Source organism: Arenimonas sp. SCN 70-307, assembly GCF_001724815.1.
In the GTDB taxonomy this organism is placed as follows: domain Bacteria; phylum Pseudomonadota; class Gammaproteobacteria; order Xanthomonadales; family Xanthomonadaceae; genus Arenimonas.
The window spans coordinates 1-16,944 of record NZ_MEDO01000034.1; the positions used below are offsets into that span (position 1 = coordinate 1).

Annotated in this window: 14 protein-coding genes and 1 tRNA gene; 11 read left to right on the plus strand and 4 right to left on the minus strand. The window is 68.8% G+C overall.

Annotated elements, in window-relative coordinates; genetic code table 11:
• The coding region (locus ABS41_RS13615) for an IS3 family transposase (RefSeq protein ID WP_290595169.1) at positions 1 to 736 on the plus strand (736 nt) is incomplete at its 5' end.
• Between the two features lie 266 nt (positions 737 to 1,002).
• Here the strand turns inward: ABS41_RS13615 and ABS41_RS13620 are convergent.
• Positions 1,003 to 1,079 (minus strand) — tRNA-Arg (locus ABS41_RS13620).
• 241 nt (positions 1,080 to 1,320) lie between these two features.
• Between ABS41_RS13620 and ABS41_RS13625 the strand changes: the two genes are divergently transcribed.
• Positions 1,321 to 4,128 (plus strand): EAL domain-containing protein, encoded by a 2,808-nt coding sequence (locus tag ABS41_RS13625; protein ID WP_290595170.1) that lies wholly within the window; start codon positions 1,321 to 1,323, stop codon positions 4,126 to 4,128.
• A 6-nt stretch (positions 4,129 to 4,134) separates the two neighbouring features.
• Here ABS41_RS13625 and ABS41_RS13630 read toward each other — a convergent pair whose 3' ends face one another.
• On the minus strand, positions 4,135 to 4,368 hold the full coding sequence (locus ABS41_RS13630; protein WP_290595171.1) for a hypothetical protein: 234 nt from the start codon (positions 4,366 to 4,368) through the stop codon (positions 4,135 to 4,137).
• A gap of 119 nt (positions 4,369 to 4,487) precedes the next feature.
• On the opposite strand from ABS41_RS13630, the gene ubiA reads away from it, so the two are divergent.
• Positions 4,488 to 5,390: a 4-hydroxybenzoate octaprenyltransferase gene (gene ubiA / locus ABS41_RS13635; protein ID WP_290595172.1), complete on the plus strand. Its 903-nt coding sequence runs from the start codon at positions 4,488 to 4,490 to the stop codon at positions 5,388 to 5,390.
• A gap of 3 nt (positions 5,391 to 5,393) precedes the next feature.
• Here the strand turns inward: ubiA and ABS41_RS13640 are convergent, their stop codons facing one another.
• A complete protein-coding gene (locus ABS41_RS13640; protein WP_290595173.1) occupies positions 5,394 to 6,095 on the minus strand; it encodes a ComF family protein in 702 nt (233 codons plus the stop codon).
• Positions 6,096 to 6,269: 174 nt separating this feature from the next.
• Between ABS41_RS13640 and bioB the strand changes: the two genes are divergently transcribed.
• From bioB to ABS41_RS13670, 6 genes are read left to right on the plus strand one after another with little or no spacing between them, the layout of a single operon-like run.
• Positions 6,270 to 7,283, plus strand: a complete 1,014-nt coding sequence (bioB, locus tag ABS41_RS13645) for a biotin synthase BioB (protein WP_290595174.1) — start codon at positions 6,270 to 6,272, stop codon at positions 7,281 to 7,283.
• A gap of 1 nt (position 7,284) precedes the next feature.
• Positions 7,285 to 8,478, plus strand: coding sequence for an 8-amino-7-oxononanoate synthase (gene bioF, locus ABS41_RS13650; protein ID WP_290595175.1), 1,194 nt, complete (start codon positions 7,285 to 7,287; stop codon positions 8,476 to 8,478).
• A 2-nt stretch (positions 8,479 to 8,480) separates the two neighbouring features.
• Positions 8,481 to 9,251 (plus strand): pimeloyl-ACP methyl ester esterase BioH, encoded by a 771-nt coding sequence (gene bioH, locus ABS41_RS13655; protein WP_290595182.1) that lies wholly within the window; start codon positions 8,481 to 8,483, stop codon positions 9,249 to 9,251.
• Positions 9,248 to 10,123, plus strand: a complete 876-nt coding sequence (gene bioC, locus ABS41_RS13660) for a malonyl-ACP O-methyltransferase BioC (RefSeq protein WP_290595176.1) — start codon at positions 9,248 to 9,250, stop codon at positions 10,121 to 10,123. Before bioH ends, bioC begins: the two co-directional genes overlap by 4 nt.
• Before the next feature lie 34 nt (positions 10,124 to 10,157).
• Positions 10,158 to 10,874, plus strand: a complete 717-nt coding sequence (locus ABS41_RS13665; protein ID WP_290595177.1) for an META and DUF4377 domain-containing protein — start codon at positions 10,158 to 10,160, stop codon at positions 10,872 to 10,874.
• A 51-nt stretch (positions 10,875 to 10,925) separates the two neighbouring features.
• The gene (locus tag ABS41_RS13670; protein WP_290595178.1) at positions 10,926 to 11,606 is read left to right on the plus strand and encodes a hypothetical protein; all 681 of its coding nucleotides are present in this window, start codon (positions 10,926 to 10,928) and stop codon (positions 11,604 to 11,606) included.
• A 4-nt stretch (positions 11,607 to 11,610) separates the two neighbouring features.
• On the opposite strand, the gene ABS41_RS13675 is transcribed toward ABS41_RS13670, so the two are convergent.
• Positions 11,611 to 12,561: an integron integrase gene (locus ABS41_RS13675; protein ID WP_290595179.1), complete on the minus strand. Its 951-nt coding sequence runs from the start codon at positions 12,559 to 12,561 to the stop codon at positions 11,611 to 11,613.
• A 3,709-nt stretch (positions 12,562 to 16,270) separates the two neighbouring features.
• Here ABS41_RS13675 and ABS41_RS13680 point away from each other — a divergent pair.
• Complete coding sequence (locus ABS41_RS13680) at positions 16,271 to 16,522, plus strand: hypothetical protein (protein ID WP_290595180.1); 252 nt, start codon at positions 16,271 to 16,273, stop codon at positions 16,520 to 16,522.
• 70 nt (positions 16,523 to 16,592) lie between these two features.
• Positions 16,593 to 16,892 (plus strand): hypothetical protein, encoded by a 300-nt coding sequence (locus ABS41_RS13685; protein WP_290595181.1) that lies wholly within the window; start codon positions 16,593 to 16,595, stop codon positions 16,890 to 16,892.
• Positions 16,893 to 16,944: the final 52 nt, after the last annotated feature.

The following is a 16,944-nucleotide window of genomic DNA, read 5'->3' on the forward strand; positions in this document are numbered from 1 at the left end:
GCAGCTGCACCGGGAAGGCGTGAAAGTGGCCCGCTGCACGGTGGAGAGGCTGATGCGCCGGGCCGGCCTGCAGGGCGTGGTGCGCGGCAAGCCGCGCAAATGGATCGGGCAGGCAGTGGTGGAAGAGAAGCCGATGGATCTGGTGAAGCGGCAGTTCAAGGCTGACCGGCCGAACGCGCTGTGGGTAAGCGACTTCACCTACGTGCCGACTTGGCAGGGCTTCGTGTACGTGGCCTTCGTGATCGACGTGTTCGCCCGGCGGATCGTCGGCTGGCGGGCCAGTTCGTCGCAGCAGACGCAGTTCGTGCTCGACGCGCTCGAGCAAGCGGTGTGGGCGCGCCGCCCAGCGGAGAAGGCGCTGATCCACCATTCCGACCGCGGCAGCCAATACCTTTCGATCCGCTACACCGACCGCCTGATCGAGGCCGGCATCGAACCTTCGGTGGGCAGCGTCGGCGACAGCTACGACAACGCGCTGGCCGAAACCGTGATTGGGCTGTTCAAGACCGAGGTTACGAACCGACGCTCCTGGCGCAGCCGGGAGGAGGTCGAATGGGAGACCCTGGGTTGGGTCGACTGGTATAACAATCGCCGACTGCTGGGGTCGATCGGCAACATACCCCCGGCGGAAGCGGAGGCGGCGTACTACGACTCAGACGAAACGGCCTCCGGAGAAGCCGGGGCGATTCAGTCCACGCCAGGCAGAAGGCGTTGCCGAAACCTGGGGTGCCGGTGAAGCCCGAGAAATTGGTCGCAAGACAGGGGCGAAAGTTCGCAGGGCGGCCCATTGGGAAATCGTGCCTGGGGGTGTTCGCTGCTTCCCACGGTCACCGGAGGCTAGCGCGGGTCCGCCGCCGAAGACTCCACCGTGAAACGAGTGGCGAATCTCCGGGAAGGGGCAGAGCTGCCCGTTTGCGAGGCGATGCGCGCCTTTACTCAGCCGGGCAGTGGGGTGTGATCGGGACTTGTCCCAGACTTGTCCCAACACTGTCACAAGGTCCTTGGCGCGCCCGGAGGGATTCGAACCCCCGACCAATGGCTTCGGAAGCCACTACTCTATCCGGCTGAGCTACGGGCGCGTTTTTAAAGGACTTTTTGCTGCTGGGGGTCCGAAACTGAGTTCAGGCCCTGTGCCACTTTACCCGGGGCCGGCAGGGGATGAGTAGGGGCTTCGGAAGCCACTACTCCATCCGGCTGAGCTACGGGCGCGTGGCCGGGGATTATGCCACGCGGGGCGGGGCCTGTGCCGGGCGCCCCGCGGCGAAGTGTGGGGAGCCGCACGGTAATCCGGGTGCGTCCGTGGGATGCTCGGGATAACGTATGCCCGACGCTTCCGCCACCGCCGGTCCGCAAGCCCTGGACACCGCCTTCGTTTCCAGCCTGCTGCTGCACCCCTCGCGCCGCGCGCTGTTGGTGCTGGATGCCGGTGGACGCGTGCTGGCTCGCAATGAGCGGTCCCGCGGCCTGGTAGACCGCGCGCTGGAGGCGGAACTGAGCACGGCCCTGGCCAACGCCATGGCCCAGCTGGCCCAGCATCCCGGCCGCGAGGTGCATTACCGCCACGAACAGCCCGGCCTTGTGTTGGAGTGCCTGATGCGCGCGGTGGTGGACGCCGCTGGCCGCATCCAGGGCTACACCGTCAGCCTCTACAACCAGGACGAGGCGCCCGACCTGGCCGAGTCGCCTGACCGCGCCCGCTGGCGCTTCGCGCTCGAGAACGCCCAGGACGGCCTGTGGGACTGGGACGCCGAGCGCGGCGAGGTGTACCGCTCAGGCCGCTGCTTCACCATGCTGGGCTATGCCCGCGACGCCTTCGACGGCAGCTTCGACGCCTGGCAGAACCTGATCCACCCCGACGACCGCCCGCGCGTGAAGGTGGCGCTGCACGCGCACCTGGCCGGCGAGCGCGAGGGCTACATCGTCGATTACCGCGTGCGCGATGCGAACGGCAAGTGGCGCTGGATCCTCGACCGCGGCCGCGCCATCAGCTGGGACCACGCCGGCCGCCCGCGGCGCGTGGTGGGCACGCACACCGACATCCACGACTACAAGCAGATCGAGGCCCAGCTGCGCGAACGCGAGCGCATCCTCAACCAGGCCCAGCACGTGGCCCACCTGGGCAACTGGAGCTGGGATCCGGACAACGACAAGCTGTGGTGGTCGGACGAGCTGTACTGGATCGTCGGCCTGCCCAGCCACAAGCCGCCGCCGCGTTTCCGCCACCAGCGGCACCTGTTCACGCCCGAATCGTACGCGCGCCTGCACCAGGCCTCGGTGGCGCTGCTCAAGCACGGCAAGCCCTACGCGATGGAGCTGGTGATGCTGCGCCCGAACGGCGAGCAGCGCGTGGTGCAGGCGCGCGGCGAGGCCATCCTCGACCAGGACGGCCGCGTGCAGAGCCTGGTGGGCGTGCTGCACGATGTCACCGAGCAGCGCAAGGCCGAGGAAACCTCGCGCTGGCGCAACGACCTGCTCGACCGCATCGCGGCGATGGGCCGCATCGGTGGCTTCGAGTTGCTGGTCGGGACCGGCGAGCTGCACTGGACCGACGAGAACTACCGCATCCACGGCATCGAGCCGGGCACGCCGCTGCGCTTCGAGGACACGCTGCCCAACTACTGCCCGGAGTCGGCGCAGAAGCTGCAGCTGGCCTTCCAGCGCATGGTGGCCGAGCACGTGCCCGAGCAGACGGCGGACGTGTGCTACATCACCGCCGACGAGCGCCGCATCTGGCTGCGCGTCACCGGCCGGCTGGAGCTGCGCGAGGGCAAGCCCTACCGCATCACCGGCCTGACCCAGGACATCACCGAGGAGCGCGAGGCCGGCGAGCGCATCGAGCAGCTGGCGCACTACGACACGCTCACCGGCCTGCCCAACCGCTTCCTGTTCCGCGAGCGCGCGCTCGAGGCCATCGAGGCGGCGCGGCGCGGCGGCAAGCCGCTGGCGCTGCTGTTCCTCGACCTCGACCGCTTCAAGTACGTCAACGACACCCAGGGCCACGAGGCCGGCGACCAGCTGCTGCAGGAAATCGCAGGGCGGCTGCGCCAGTGCGTTCGTTCGAGCGACCTGGTCGGGCGACTGGGCGGCGACGAGTTCCTGGTGCTGTTGCGCGAGGTGGCGCGGCCCGAGGACGCGGCGCTGGTGGCGCGCAAGATCATCGGCGCCATCGGCGAGCCCATCTCGCTGTCGAACGTGGATGCGCAGGTGGGCTGCAGCATCGGCATCGCCCTGCTGGGCGAGAACGCGCCCGACCTCGAGGCGCTGCTGCGCGCCGCCGACACCGCCATGTACGCGGCCAAGGACGCGGGCCGCAATAATTTCCAGTTCTACAATTCCAGCTTCTACGAGCGCGTGCAGCGCCGGGTGACGCTGGAGCAGGAGCTGCGCCAGGCGCTGGCGCGCGGCGAGTTCAGCCTGGCCTTCCAGCCCACGCTGTCGCTGGCCGACGGTTCGGTGGCCTGCATCGAGGCTTTGCTGCGCTGGAACGCAGCCTCGGGCGAGCACCGCTCCCCGGCCGAGTTCATCCCGGTGGCGGAAGAGTGCGGCGAGATCCTGCCGATCGGCCGCTGGGTGCTCGAGCAGGCCTGCCGGCAGGCGCGCCAGTGGCACGAGCAGGGGCTGTCGTTCGGCCGCATCGCGGTGAACGTGTCGGCGCTGCAGCTGCGCGACCCCGAGTTCGCCACCCAGGTACTGCAGGCCTGCGCCCGCGAGCGCTGGCCCAGCGACCGGCTGGTGCTGGAGATCACCGAGTCGGCGCTGATGCGCGACAGCGAGTCGCTGCGCAACACCTTCGCGCTGTTCAAGGCCAACGGCATCACCCTGGCCATCGACGACTTCGGCACGGGCTTTTCGAACCTGGGCTACCTGCACCGCTTCCCGGTGCGCACGCTCAAGATCGACCGCAGCTTCGTCAGCCAGATGGACAGCGCCGCCAACATGCTCGAGCTCACCCACGCCGTGGTGAGCCTGGGCCACGCCCTGGGCCTGGGCGTGGTGGCCGAGGGCGTGGAGACCGAGAAGGTGCTGCAGCTGCTGCGCCAGCAGGGCTGCGACGAGGCGCAGGGTTACCTGTTCACGCGCCCGCTGGGCGGCGAGGACATGGCCACCTGGCTGGCCGCGCAGGGCTGAGCGGCGTCAGCGGCCCTTGTAAACGGCCGCGTGGATGCACGACAGGATGGCCACCAGCATGCCGCCGAAGGGCAGGAAGCCCAGGGAAAGCACGAAGGTGATGGCGTAGCCCAGGCCGCCGAGCACGAACCAGAGCAGGGCCCACAGGATGCGGCCCTGCACCAGCTGGCCCAGGCCCGGGATGAACAGGCTGCAGATGGCGGCGATGACGTTACCGGTGGAACCCTGGCCTGCGCTCATGCGTGCAATTCCCGTGCGAGTGGATGACCACCCAAGCATGGGGCGCGGCGCCGCCCGGTTCAAGCGACGCAAGTAACGGCCGCTGCGGCGCGCGCCGGCGCTCTGCTAGGCTTTCGCGGATGTCGAACGCGCCCGCCCACGTGCCCGAACCGCCCGCCGAAGGCTGGCGCGCGCGGCTGTCGCTGTACTGGCAGCTGGTGCGCGGCGACCGCCCGGTGGGCACCCTGCTGCTGCTCTGGCCCACGTGGTGGGCGCTGTGGCTGGCGGCCGAAGGCCTGCCGCCGCTGGGCATCCTCTTCATCTTCAGCGCCGGCGTGTGGCTGACGCGCTCGGCCGGCTGCGTAATCAATGACTACGCCGACCGCTGGCTCGACCCGCAGGTCGAGCGCACCAAGGGCCGGCCGTTGGCGACCGGCGCGGTGAGCCCGCGCGAGGCGCTGGCGGTGTTCGTGGCGATGATGCTGGTGGCCTTCGGCCTGGTGCTGATGACCAATGCGCTGACGGTGTGGCTGAGTGTGGCCGGCGCCTTCCTGGCTTCCACCTACCCCTTCCTCAAGCGCCACACCTACCTGCCGCAGGTGTACCTGGGCGTGGCCTTTGGCTGGGGCATCCCGATGGCCTTCGCGGCGGTGCAGGGCACGGTGCCGCCGCTGGCCTGGCTGCTGTTCCTGGGCAACCTGCTGTGGACCACGGGCTACGACACCTGGTACGCGATGGTGGACCGCGAGGACGACATCCGGGCCGGCTCCAAGTCCACCGCCATCCTGTTCGGCGAGGCCGACCTGGTGGCCCTGGGCGTGCTCTTCGCCGGCTTCGCCTGGGCGATGTGGCTGGTGGGCAGCCGCGCCGGGCTGGGCATCTTCTATTACGTGGCGCTGGGTGTGGCCGTCGTGCTGGTGCTGCGGCAGTTCTGGATCGCCCGCGACCGGGGCCGCGAACACTGCTTCGAGGCCTTCCTGTCGAACCAGTGGGTGGGCCTGGCGGTGTTCGCCGGCATCGCCGGGCATTACGCGCTGGGCTGAGGCTCAGGCCCGGGCCAGGGCCCACAGGTCCACCCGCTCCACCCCCGCCAGCCGCAGGGCGCGCGCGGCCTCCTGCAAGGTGGCGCCGGTGGTCATGACGTCGTCGAACAGCGCGATGTGCGCCGGGAGCGGCGGGCCGGGCCGCACCGCGAAGGCCCCGTGCACGTTGCGCCGGCGTGCGCCGGCATCGAGCTCGGACTGGGCGGCGGTGGCGCGGCGCCGGTGCAGGCGCCCGGCCAGCAGCGGCAGTGCCAGCGCACGCGCGAGGGGCCGCGCCAGCTCCAGGGCCTGGTCGTAGCCGCGCTGGCGCAGGCGGGCGCGATGCAGCGGCAGCCAGACCAGGGCCTGCGGCCGCGGGGCCGTGGCCAGCGCTTCGGCCAGCAGTTGCCCCAGCAGGCGACTGGCGGCGAGCTCGCCGTGGAACTTGAGCCGCCGGTGCAGCTGGTCCACCGGCGCGGCGTGCAGGAACACCGCCCGGGCCGAGGCCTGGGGCAGGGCCAGGCCGGCGCAGCGGCCGCAGCGCGGGGCGGCACGGGGCAGGGGAAGCGCGCAGCGGGCGCAGGCGGCGCGGTTCCAGGGCAGGTCGGCGCGGCAGTCGGGGCAGAGGTCGAGGCCCTGCGTGCCGGGCTCCTCGCAGACCAGGCAGCGCAGCGGCAGCAGGCCCCGGCCGAGGCCTGAGAAAAAGCCGCCTAGCCGACGGCCCACGGAACGTGCTCTGGTTCACGGAACGGGTTGGCGGGCCCGGCGTAGGCTGCCCGTCCCGGTGTCCCCCCGACCGGGCCGTGGCCGTCAACCTTCCGGGGGTGTGTTTGGTTGACAGGGTGGGGCATGGCCAACAGACTGCCGCTCTTCATTTCCCAGCGCCGTCAGGGTTTTGCCATGCCTGCTGTCATCCGCCACGACTGGACGCGCGAGCAAGTGCTCGCCCTGTTCGACCTGCCCTTCCCCGAGCTGGTGTTCCGCGCCGCCACCGTGCACCGCGAGCACTTCGACCCGGCCCAGGTGCAGGTGAGCACCCTGCTCTCGGTCAAGACCGGCGGCTGCCCCGAGGACTGCGCCTACTGCCCGCAGGCCGCGCGCTACAACACCGGCGTGGACGCCACCAAGCTGATGGACACCGCCTCGGTGCTCGAGAAGGCCCGCGCCGCCAAGGCCGCCGGCGCCTCGCGCTTCTGCATGGGTGCCGCCTGGCGCAGCCCGAAGGACCGCGACATCCCGAAGGTGGCCGAGATGATCCGCGAGGTGAAGGCCCTGGGCCTGGAAACCTGCGCCACGCTGGGCATGCTCAGCGCGCCGCAGGCCAAGAGCCTGCGCGAGGCCGGCCTGGACTACTACAACCACAACCTCGACACCGCGCCCGAGTTCTACGGCGACATCATCAAGACCCGTGAGTACCAGGACCGCCTGGACACGCTCGAGCACGTGCGCGACGTGGGCATGAAGACCTGCTGCGGCGGCATCGTCGGCATGGGCGAAACCCGCGACCAGCGCGCCGGCCTGCTGCAGGCCCTGGCCAACCTGCCGGCGCACCCGGACTCGGTGCCCATCAACCGCCTGGTGCAGGTGCAGGGCACGCCGCTGGCCGGCACGGCCCTGCTTGATCCGTTCGAGTTCGTGCGCACGATCGCCGTGGCCCGCCTCATGATGCCGGCCTCGATGGTGCGGCTGTCGGCGGGCCGCGCCGAGATGAGCGAGGAGCTGCAGGCGATGTGCTTCGTGGCGGGCGCCAACTCCATCTTCTACGGCGAGAAGCTGCTGACCACCGGCAACCCGGACGTGGAGGCCGACCAGGCCCTGTTCGCGCGCCTGGGCCTGCAGCCGATGCCGGTGGTGCACGAATCGAAGACCGTGCACGCCGACATCGTCGAACCCGCCGCCGGCTGCGCCGCCTGACATGCCGCGCATCCGCTTCGCCGACCGCATCGCCCTGGCCCGCGCCGAGCGCGCGGCGCGCGACGCGCTGCGGCCGCGCCGGATGATCGAGGGCCGCGAAGGCGCGCGCGTGCTGGTGGACGGCCGGCCGCTGGTGAACTTCTGCGGCAACGACTACCTGGGCCTGGGCCAGCACCTGGACGTGGTGGCGGCCCTGCAGGAAGCCGCCGCCTGGCACGGCGTGGGCAGCACCGGTTCGGCGCTGGTCTGCGGCCACCATGCCGAGCACGCCGCCTTCGAGAATGACATGGCGCAGTGGCTGGGCTACGAGCGCGGCCTGTTCTTCGGCAGCGGCTACCAGGCCAACCTGGCGGTGATGCAGTCGCTGCTCGCCGACGGCGACCTGTGCGTGCAGGACAAGCTCAACCACGCCTGCCTGCTCGACGGCGCACGCCTGTCGGGCGCCGAACTCAAGCGCTACCCCCACGGCGACGTGGAAGCGGCGATGCGCCAGCTGATGTCGCGCCGCGAAGGCGCCGCGATGCTGACCACCGACGGCGTGTTCAGCATGGACGGCGACCAGGCGCCGCTGGCCGACCTGGCGCTGGTGGCGCGCACGCAGGACGCGCTGCTGTACGTGGACGATGCGCACGGCATCGGCGTGCTGGGCCCCGAGGGCCGCGGCAGCCTGGCCGTGGCCGGCCTGGGCGCGCGCGAAGTGCCGCTGCTGCTGCTGCCGCTCGGCAAGGCCTTCGGCGGCCAGGGCGCGATGCTGCTGGGCAGCGAGGCGCTGGTGGGCCACGTGGCCGAAACCGCGCGGCCCTACCTGTTCTCCACCGCGCCGGCGCCGGCGATGGCCGCGGCGATGCGAGCAAGCCTGAAGCTGGTGCGCAGGGAAGCCTGGCGGCGCGCGAAGCTGATGTCGCTGGTGATGCGCTTCCGCCGCGGCGCCGCCGCGCGCGGGCTGCCGGTGCAGGAATCGTTCACGCCGATCCAGCCGGTGGTGCTGGGCGACAACGCCCGCGCGCTGGCCGCGTCGAAGGCGCTGGAGGCCGCGGGCTACCTGGTGGCCGCCATCCGCCCGCCGACGGTGCCCGAGGGCCAGGCGCGGCTGCGCATCACGCTCAGCACCGACCACGCCGAAGCCGACGTGGACGGCCTGCTCGAGGCGCTGGCCCGCGCGGTGAACGACACGCCCCAGCCGCTGCCGGCATGAGCCTGTTCCACGACGTCCGCGGCCAGGGCCCGGCCCTGGTGCTGCTGCATGGCTGGGCCATGCATTCGGGGCTGTTCGCGCCGCTGGTGGATGCGCTTTCGGGCGAATTCGAACTGCACCTGGTGGACCTGCCGGGCCACGGCCGCAGCCGCGAGGCCGGCGTGCCGCTGTCGCTCGACGCGGCGGTGGATGCCGTGGCCGCGCGCGTGCCCGATCGCGCGCTGTGGCTGGGCTGGTCGCTGGGTGGGCTCGTGGCGCTGCAGGCGGCGGCCACGCGGCCCTCGCGCGTGCGCGGCCTGGTGATGCTGGCCGCCAACCCGCGCTTCGTGCGCAGCGAAGACTGGCCGGCGGGCATGGACCCGTCGGTGTTCCGCGGCTTCGCCAGCGAACTGGGCCGCGACTATCGCGCCACCATCGATCGTTTCCTGATGCTGGAGGCGCAGGGCTCGGACCACGTGCGCGAGGAAATCCGCCTGCTGCGCGACGAGGTGTTTGCGCACGGCGAGCCACGCGCCAACGTGCTGTGCGACGGCCTGGCGCTGCTGGAAGACACCGACCTGCGCGGCGCGCTGCCGGCGCTGGCGATGCCCAGCCTGTGGCTGGCCGGCCGACGCGACCGGCTGGTGTCGCCGGAGGCGATGCAGGCCGCTGGCGCGCTGGCGCCTGGCGCGCGCTTCCACGAAGTGGCGCGCGCCGGCCATGCACCTTTCCTAACCCATGCCGGCGAAGTGGCCGACGCGCTGCGCGCCTTCGCCGCCGACTGCCCGCCATGAGCCGCCTCTTCGACCGCCGCCAGCTGCGCCGCGCTTTCGGCCGCGCCGCGCCCAACTACGCCGCCGTGGCCGCGCTGCAGCGCGAAGTGGAAGCGCGCCTGCTCGAGCAGCTTGATTACCTGGACGACCGCCAGCCCGCGCGCATCCTCGATCTGGGCTGCGGCCCCGGCCGCGCTGCCGGCGCGATGAAGAAACGCTGGCCCAAGGCAGAGGTGATCGCGCTCGACGCGGCGCTGCCGATGCTGCGCGAGGTGCCCAAACACACGCGCTTCTGGCGCCCGGTGCGGCGCGTGTGCGCCGACGTCTCGGCGCTGCCGCTGGCCGACCAGTGCGCCGACGTGATTTTCTCCAGCCTGTGCCTGCAGTGGGTGGACGACCTGCCGGCGGCGCTGGCCGAGTTCCGCCGCGTGCTGCGGCCGGGCGGGCTGCTGCTGTTCTCCACCTTCGGGCCCGACACGCTGGTGGAGCTGGGCGAGGCCTATGCCTCGATCGGCGAGGTGCCACCGCTGTCGCCGTTCGCGCAGATCCAGCAGGTGGGCGACGCGATGATCGCCGCTGGCTTCAAGGATCCGGTGCTCGACCGCGACCACTTCACCCTGACCTACCCGGACCTGCGCACGCTGATGCACGAACTGCGCGCCATCGGCGCCGGCGACGCGCGCCGCGACCGCCGGCGCGGTCTGGGCGGGCGCCAGCGCCTGCAGCGCGTGACCGCCGCCTACGAGGCGCACCGCCGCAGCGGCGTGCTGCCCAGCAGCTGGGAAGTGATCACCGCCCAGGCCTGGGGCCCGGCGCCCGGCGCGCCGCGGCGCGAAGGCGGCGCCGACCTGGCCAGCTTCCCGGCCGACCACATCCCGCGCCGGCGGCGCTAGACTCCGGGCCATCGACCCGGCCCGAGGACAGCCCATGCACCCGATGTTCCGTGTTTCGCTGGCGATGGCGCTGTGCGCCGGCGTGGCGGCCTGCGCGGGCGGCGCGCGAGAGGTGCGCGTGGCGCAGGGGCCGTCCATCGAAGGCCAGGACTGGCGGCTGGTGGGCACCTCGTCGGGCGACAAGGTGCCCGGCAGCGGCGCCGGCTCGGCGACGCTGGTGTTCAAGGGCGAGCGCTTCGGGCTCTCGGGCCCGTGCAACCAGCACAGCGGCGCCTATGCGCGCACTGGCAGCCAGATCCGTTTCGGCGGCGAGGGCGGGCAGATCGCCAGCACGATGCGGATGTGCCCCGGCGAGCTGATGGCGCGCGAGTCGGCCTTGCTGTCGGCCATGAAGCAGCCGCTGGAGCTGGTGTTCGAAGGCCCCTACCTGAGCCTGGTGGCCGCCGACGGCGCCAGCTGGCGCTTCGACGGCCGCCCCGAGCAGCCCTCGGCCGAAGGCGTGGACCGCATCGTGCAGATCGCCGGCCAGCGCGCGCCGTGCACGGGTGTCGTCGAGGGCCTGTGCCTGCAGTATCGCGACCAGCCCGGCTCGCCCTGGCAGTACCTGTACGGCGAGATCGAAGGCTTCGAGTGGCAGGTGGGCGTGGAATACGTGCTGCGCATCCGCGAATACACCGTGCCCAACCCGCCGGCCGACGGCAGTTCGCGCCGCTGGATGCTGCTGGAAGTGCTGGACCGCAGCCGGCCCTGACCGGGCGGCGCCGCGGAGCGCGTTGCGCTGGTATCGAACCCGGAGCGCACGATGGCCACCCAAACCCGCAGCGCCTACTTCACCCTGACGGCGGCGCTGATGCTGTTCCTGAGCGTCGTGGCGTTTTCGGACAACCTGTTCACCGACGTGGGCCAGGCCAGCAACCGCGACCCGAAGTTCGTGGTGCACGGGCTGTTCGGGCTGGCCTGGTACGTGCTGCTGCTGGTGCAGGCCAACCTGGTGCGGGTGCGCAATGTGGCGCTGCACCGGCGCGTGGGCATCGCCACGCTGCTGGTGGCCCTGGGCGTGACGCTGAGCACCTTGTACATCTTCGTGGTGCTGTGGAAGGGCTGGGCAAACATGGGCGAGGAGGTGCGCGCCAACCGGCTGCTGCTGCCGGGGTTCGCGCTGTTCCTGTTCCTGGCCTGGTGGAACCGCGCGCGCGCCGACTGGCACAAGCGGCTGGTGTTCTGCGCCACCTTCCTGATGCTGGGGCCCGTGCTTGCGCGCTGCTACGACCCGCTGATTGTCTCGTGGATGGAACCGCTGTTCCCGGCCTTCACCGCGCGCGTGGATGAAGCGGGCTTCCTGCTGTTTTTCTTCGGCGGGTGGATCGCATTCTTCGTGTCGCTGATGGTGCATGACCGCCGGACCCTGCATCGCGTGCACCCGGTGACGCTGGCCGGCTTCGCATGGTTCGTGCTCGCCTGGGTGCTGGGCATCGTGACCTGAGCGCTCAGGGCGTTTGGTCGAGTGGGCTGCGCACGGCGCTGGCACCGCGGCCGAGCACGTGGGTGTAGATCTGGGTGGTAGCCAGGTCCTTGTGGCCCAGCAGGGCCTGCACGGTGCGGATGTCGTAGCCGGCCTCGAGCAGGTGGGTGGCGAAGCTGTGGCGCAGCGTGTGTGCGCTGACCGGCTTGCCCAGGCCCAGCTGCACCGCAGCGCGCTTGAGGTGGCGGCTGAGCGCCTCCTCGCCCACGTGGTGGCGGCGCTCGGTGCCGTCGCGCGGATCGATGGAGCGCTCGTCGGCGGGGAACACGTACTGCCAGGCGGGCTCGGCCGCCGCGTTCGGGTACTTGCGCGCCAGCGCGTGCGGCAGCCACACCCGGCCGTGGCCCGCAGCCTTGTCGGCCGCATGCAGGCGCAGTGCGCGGGCGATGGCCTCGCGCAGCGGCTGCTCGAGCGAGCCGGGCAGCATGGTGCGGCGGTCGTGCCCGCCCTTGGGCTCGCGCACGATGATTTCGCGGCGCTCGAAGTCCACGTCCTTCACGCGCAGCCGCAGGCCCTCCATCAGGCGCATGCCCGTGCCGTAGAGCAGGGCGGCCAGCACCCGCGGCCGGCCCTGCATCAGCTCCAGCAGGGCGCGCACCTCGCCCTGGCTGAGCACGGTGGGCAGCCGCTGCGGCCGCTTGGCGCGCACCACCTCGTCCATCCACGGCAGCTCGAGCCCCAGCACCTCGCGATAAAGGAATAGCAGCGCCGACAGCGCCTGGTTCTGCGTACTGGCCGCCACCTTGCCCTGCACCGCCAGCCGCGTGAGGAAGGCCTCGACCTCGCGCCCGCCCAACTCCCGCGGATGCCGCCCGCGATGCACCTGGATAAACCGTCGCGCCCAGCCCACGTACGCCATCTCGGTGCGCAAACTGTAGTGTTTTGCCCGCAACTTGCCGCGAACCGCCTCCAACAACCCCCGCGGCCGCCCCTCGCCCTGCGCCGGCGCTACACCGCCGCCTGCGGCCACTTCCTTGCTATCCCGTCGCTTGCGCTCCATACCGGTAAAGCATGCGCGCCAGGCCATCGCGCCCGCAGTCATCCAAGCCGGTGCGGCGAGGTGAGAATTCCCCTCTCCCGACCTGAACGCACACGCGGCGGGGATGGTCTATCCTCGTTTACAGACCACTACTAGTAGTTAGGCCTCAGAAGCTTCCTCATGGCACCTTTCCACGCCAAACGCGCATACCTACTGCTCGACGACGATGAGTTCGACGCGCTTTATGCCAAGACCAAGGCGCGTTGGGCGCCATGCAATTACCTGCTAATTGCCCTAGAGATCTTTGGGCCTGCGGCCCTTGTGATTAGCAGCATCCCGCTGGTGGTTCAGCTATCGCTGCTGCCTCGGCTCGCAGCAGGCGCATTAGTGCTTGTCATTCTATGGTTTGGTTCCGGTTGGCTGAGCCGAATACTTCAGCCTCTTCGTGTGGCGTCCGTGAAATCTGCAATGCTTCGTCACCTAGCCAGGGCAGATGCCAGCTAGGCCTAACCAATCATTCAAGCCGACGCCTTCGGCGCGGCTTAACTAAGGCGTTAGGCGGGGGTGTCCCTCCTGCGACGTTGCGCCAATCCGCGAACTGGTTGGCTTCGGCAACGTCATGGTTCTGAGCCTCCGTAGCTGCCTCGCCAAGCGCCTGGTCCTCGCCTGGCCCTAGTCAGGTACTCGTAGGTTGGTGCCGGTGCCGCCTGGCGTTGCTGCCGGCGGGGCTGGCCCCTACCTTCCGGGCTCGGGCAGGGCTTGCCGTCCTTTGCTACATTTCCGCCTAACTAATCATTCAAGCCGATCTTATCGCTTTCTTGGCGCCGCCCGCGGAAGCTGACGGCTGCATGCGGCATGTTGGTTCAACTGACCACGGCGGCCCCGACGGTCCGGGGTCCTTTGGGCCACTTCAGGACACCCTTACGTTAGGCTGCCTGAAGTTCATTCGGGTCCTGGGCGAGCCTGAGCAACCAAGAGCTTTGCTCCTGGACGAATCCGGTAAGGAATATGTTGTTGAGGTCGGCAGCTACATCGGAGAGAACACCGGCCGGATCACCAGCATTACATCCAAGAGAATTCGGATCGCTCAGCTGGTCAAGAACGAGGATGGGGAGTATGTAGAAGCAGTCAGATTCGTGTTCCTCACCCCGTCGTAAAGATCTAACTAATCATTCAAGCCGACGTGCCTCCGGCACGCGGCTTAACTCAGGCGTTAGGCCTCATGGGGGACGTGCTCAGCAATCCGTTGGATCAGGCTCTGGCTGCGGCAGCCCACGGCCCATTCTTTCCGGAGTGGGAGTTCCATGCTCTTTTTGGCCTCAGCAGGTCGGAGATCTCTGCACTGATTGGGACAGCAGGCGATGCGCCAAAATCTGAACAGCACCGGACGGCCGTGGGAAATGCCGTTAACAATCTTCTCGGCTACCCTCATGGACAAGAGTCGCAATGGTTGCACTGGCTCACCTGCACACCTCGGGAGCTGGAGTCTGCTTACAACGTTTGGCTGGCCTCAAGCCATGAGGCCTAACTCATCATTCAAGCCGACGTGCCTTCGGCACGCGGCTTAACTCAGGCGTTAGGCCTCATGTATCGAGTCGTACTTACCTGCAGCGGGATCCCTGAGCATGCTGGCCCCGCAGCGGCGAGCGACATCACGGAGGAGTTCACTCATCGCCCATGGCAAGAGAACGCCAAATGCACGTGGGACGGCCTTGTCCTGCGGCTCCAAGCGGACAACGACTTTGACGATAACGGGGCGGCTCTGACCGACGAATTCTCAGATGCAATCGCAGCGTGCATTGCAGAGGGGTTCGATGGCAGCATCACAGTTGAGTCGGTCACGGTTTTGCCGGGGCCTAACTAATCATTCAAGCCGACGTGCCTCCGGCACGCGGCTTAACTCAGGCGTTAGGCCCTTATCGTTCTGTGCTGCTTCGGCCCGTTCGCGGGCCGTTGTCGTTCATGGACTTCGGAGAGCCCGGCGGATCGTCTTCGCCGCCCGCGCTGCGAGCATCCGGCTCAGGGCGGGCTGGGGCAGCCGGATCGTGTGCGCTCCCGGCCCAGCGCTGCGGGCGGCCGCCACGGCCTTCTTCACGCATCGCGCGGCGCGGGCCTGCTCACCCGGCTCCGGCCCAGCTGGTGTCGTGCGCGGGGGCGCTGGCGGCGCGCTTCGGCCAGGCCGGGCGTTCGTGTCCAGGGGAGGCATTGTCAACTTGCGTCGGCGCGGGCCTCGCCGTAACTTCGGGCCCTAACAGTTCGTTCAAGCCGACCGCCGTCCAGTTGTGCGGCAAAAACCATGCTTCCGCTGCGGCGGCGGCTTAACTCAGGTGTTAGGCCCTTATCGTTCTGTGTTGCTTCGGCCCGTTCGCGGGCCGTTGTCGCTTCTGGGCTTCGCACGGTGCGGTGGATCGTCCTCGCCGCCCGCGCTGCGAGCATCCGGCGCAGAGTGGGCTGCGGTGGCCGGATCGTGTGCGCTCCCGCCCCAGCGCTGCGGGCGGCAGTCACGACCCTCTTCAGGCATCCCGCGGCGCGGGCCTGCCCACCGGGCTCCGGCCCAGCTCGTGTCGTGCACGGGGGCGCTAACGGCGGGCTTCGCTCAAACCGGGCGTCCGTGTCCAGGGGAGGGTTTGTTAGCTTGCGTTGGTGCGGGCCTCGCCGTAACTTCGGGCCCTAACAGTTCGTTCAAGCCGACCGCCGACCAGTTGCGCGGCGAAAACCATGCTTCCGCTGCGGCGGCGGCTTAACTCAGTCAGGTGTTAGGCCTCTGACATGCATTGCCGCACTTGGTTTGCTACATGGCTGATTATCGGGCTACTGGCATCTTCCGCAGAGGCAAAGTGCGCCCATGCCCCGATTTCTGTAGAAGTCCTGGTAACGGATACTTCTAGCGCACCGATCGCTGGCTCCGTGACAAAGCTTGCGTGGGACTATGAAAGAACTGAGCTGGAGTTCACGCATTCTGTAGCAGACTCCCGCGGCAAGTCCTCGCTTAGCATCGTTCCGTCTGGCTACGAGCGCTCGAGCATTTTCCGAGGCGATATCTGCGGCGAACCAAAGGGGCACCCTGTCGTGTGTGCAGACGCACCGGAATACCGGGAGACGTGCAGGTCGCTACCCCGTGACCTAAAGCAATCGGTAACTATCGTGCTAGAGGCAGGCCGCGACGATGAGGCCTAACAAATCGTTCAAGCCGACCGCCGTCCAGTTGCGCGGCGAAAATCATGCTTCCGCTGCGGCGGCGGCTTAACTCAGGTGTTAGGTCGGCAGAACAGGCAATGAACCTCCTCTACTACATATCTATCGCCTTGCTTATTGCATTGCTAGTCAATGATCAGATCTTGACTAGAAGAGTGCGTAAGGCGGTTGAGCTTGGCCAACTTAGCGGCGAAGCGTTTCGTACATTCAGCCCCGGAAGCTCGCCAATAAGCGTCCTCGTCAACCTGCTTCGATTCGGGTCGATTTCGACATCCAATGCATTCTTTAGCCCATTACACCAATCCGTTCACCGTCAGGTCCGCCTCCAGCAGCTCCTAGGGGCGCTGTTGTTGGGCTGCATAGCCGCAGCGCTCATTCGCGGCGTTGCGACCTAACTAATCATTCAAGCCGACGCCTTCGGCGCGGCTTAACTCAGGCGTTAGGCCTCACCGTGAAGACATTCGAGACCATGGAGGATGCGATTCGGGTGGCGGGGGAGGTCCTTGCGGGAACCATGGAGCCGCATCTTGGCTGCGGGCTCATCGGCAAAATTGGCGAGAAGCTCAACCACCATCCCGCATTGATGGAGTTCGTCCATCTTGCTCACATCCAGAGCGGTCACGAGCACCTGGGCTATACCAAGGAATCGCTTCTGCTAGACATCATGGTCGCGTGCCGCCAACTTGCGGCGGTGCAGGCCTAACTAATCATTCAAGCCGACGTGCCTTCGGCACGCGGCTTAACTCAGGCGTTAGACCGCAGGAGGAAGCTACATGACGTACTTGGTTCTGGCCGGCTTGGTCCTTGCGCTCGCCCTACATTTCTATGCCCTGCATGTTTCACGCCAGGGCAGGTCTGTCGCTCATACCGTTGCCTTCTGGGGCGGGTGTGTCGGCATGCTCTCGGTGCCCGTGGCCATCCTGGCCGCAGTTGCATACCTTCCGTTCTCCATCGCTGGCGCCGGGGATCATCCAATCGGCTGGTTCATGCCGGCTAGTTGGGTGGCGGTGGTCCTGCTCGGAGGCTGCTCCTTCGTGGCATCGCTGGCGGCCAAGCGGCGGCCTGCGGTCTAACTCATCATTCAAGCCGACGTGCCTCCGGCACGCGGCTTAACTCAGGCGTTAG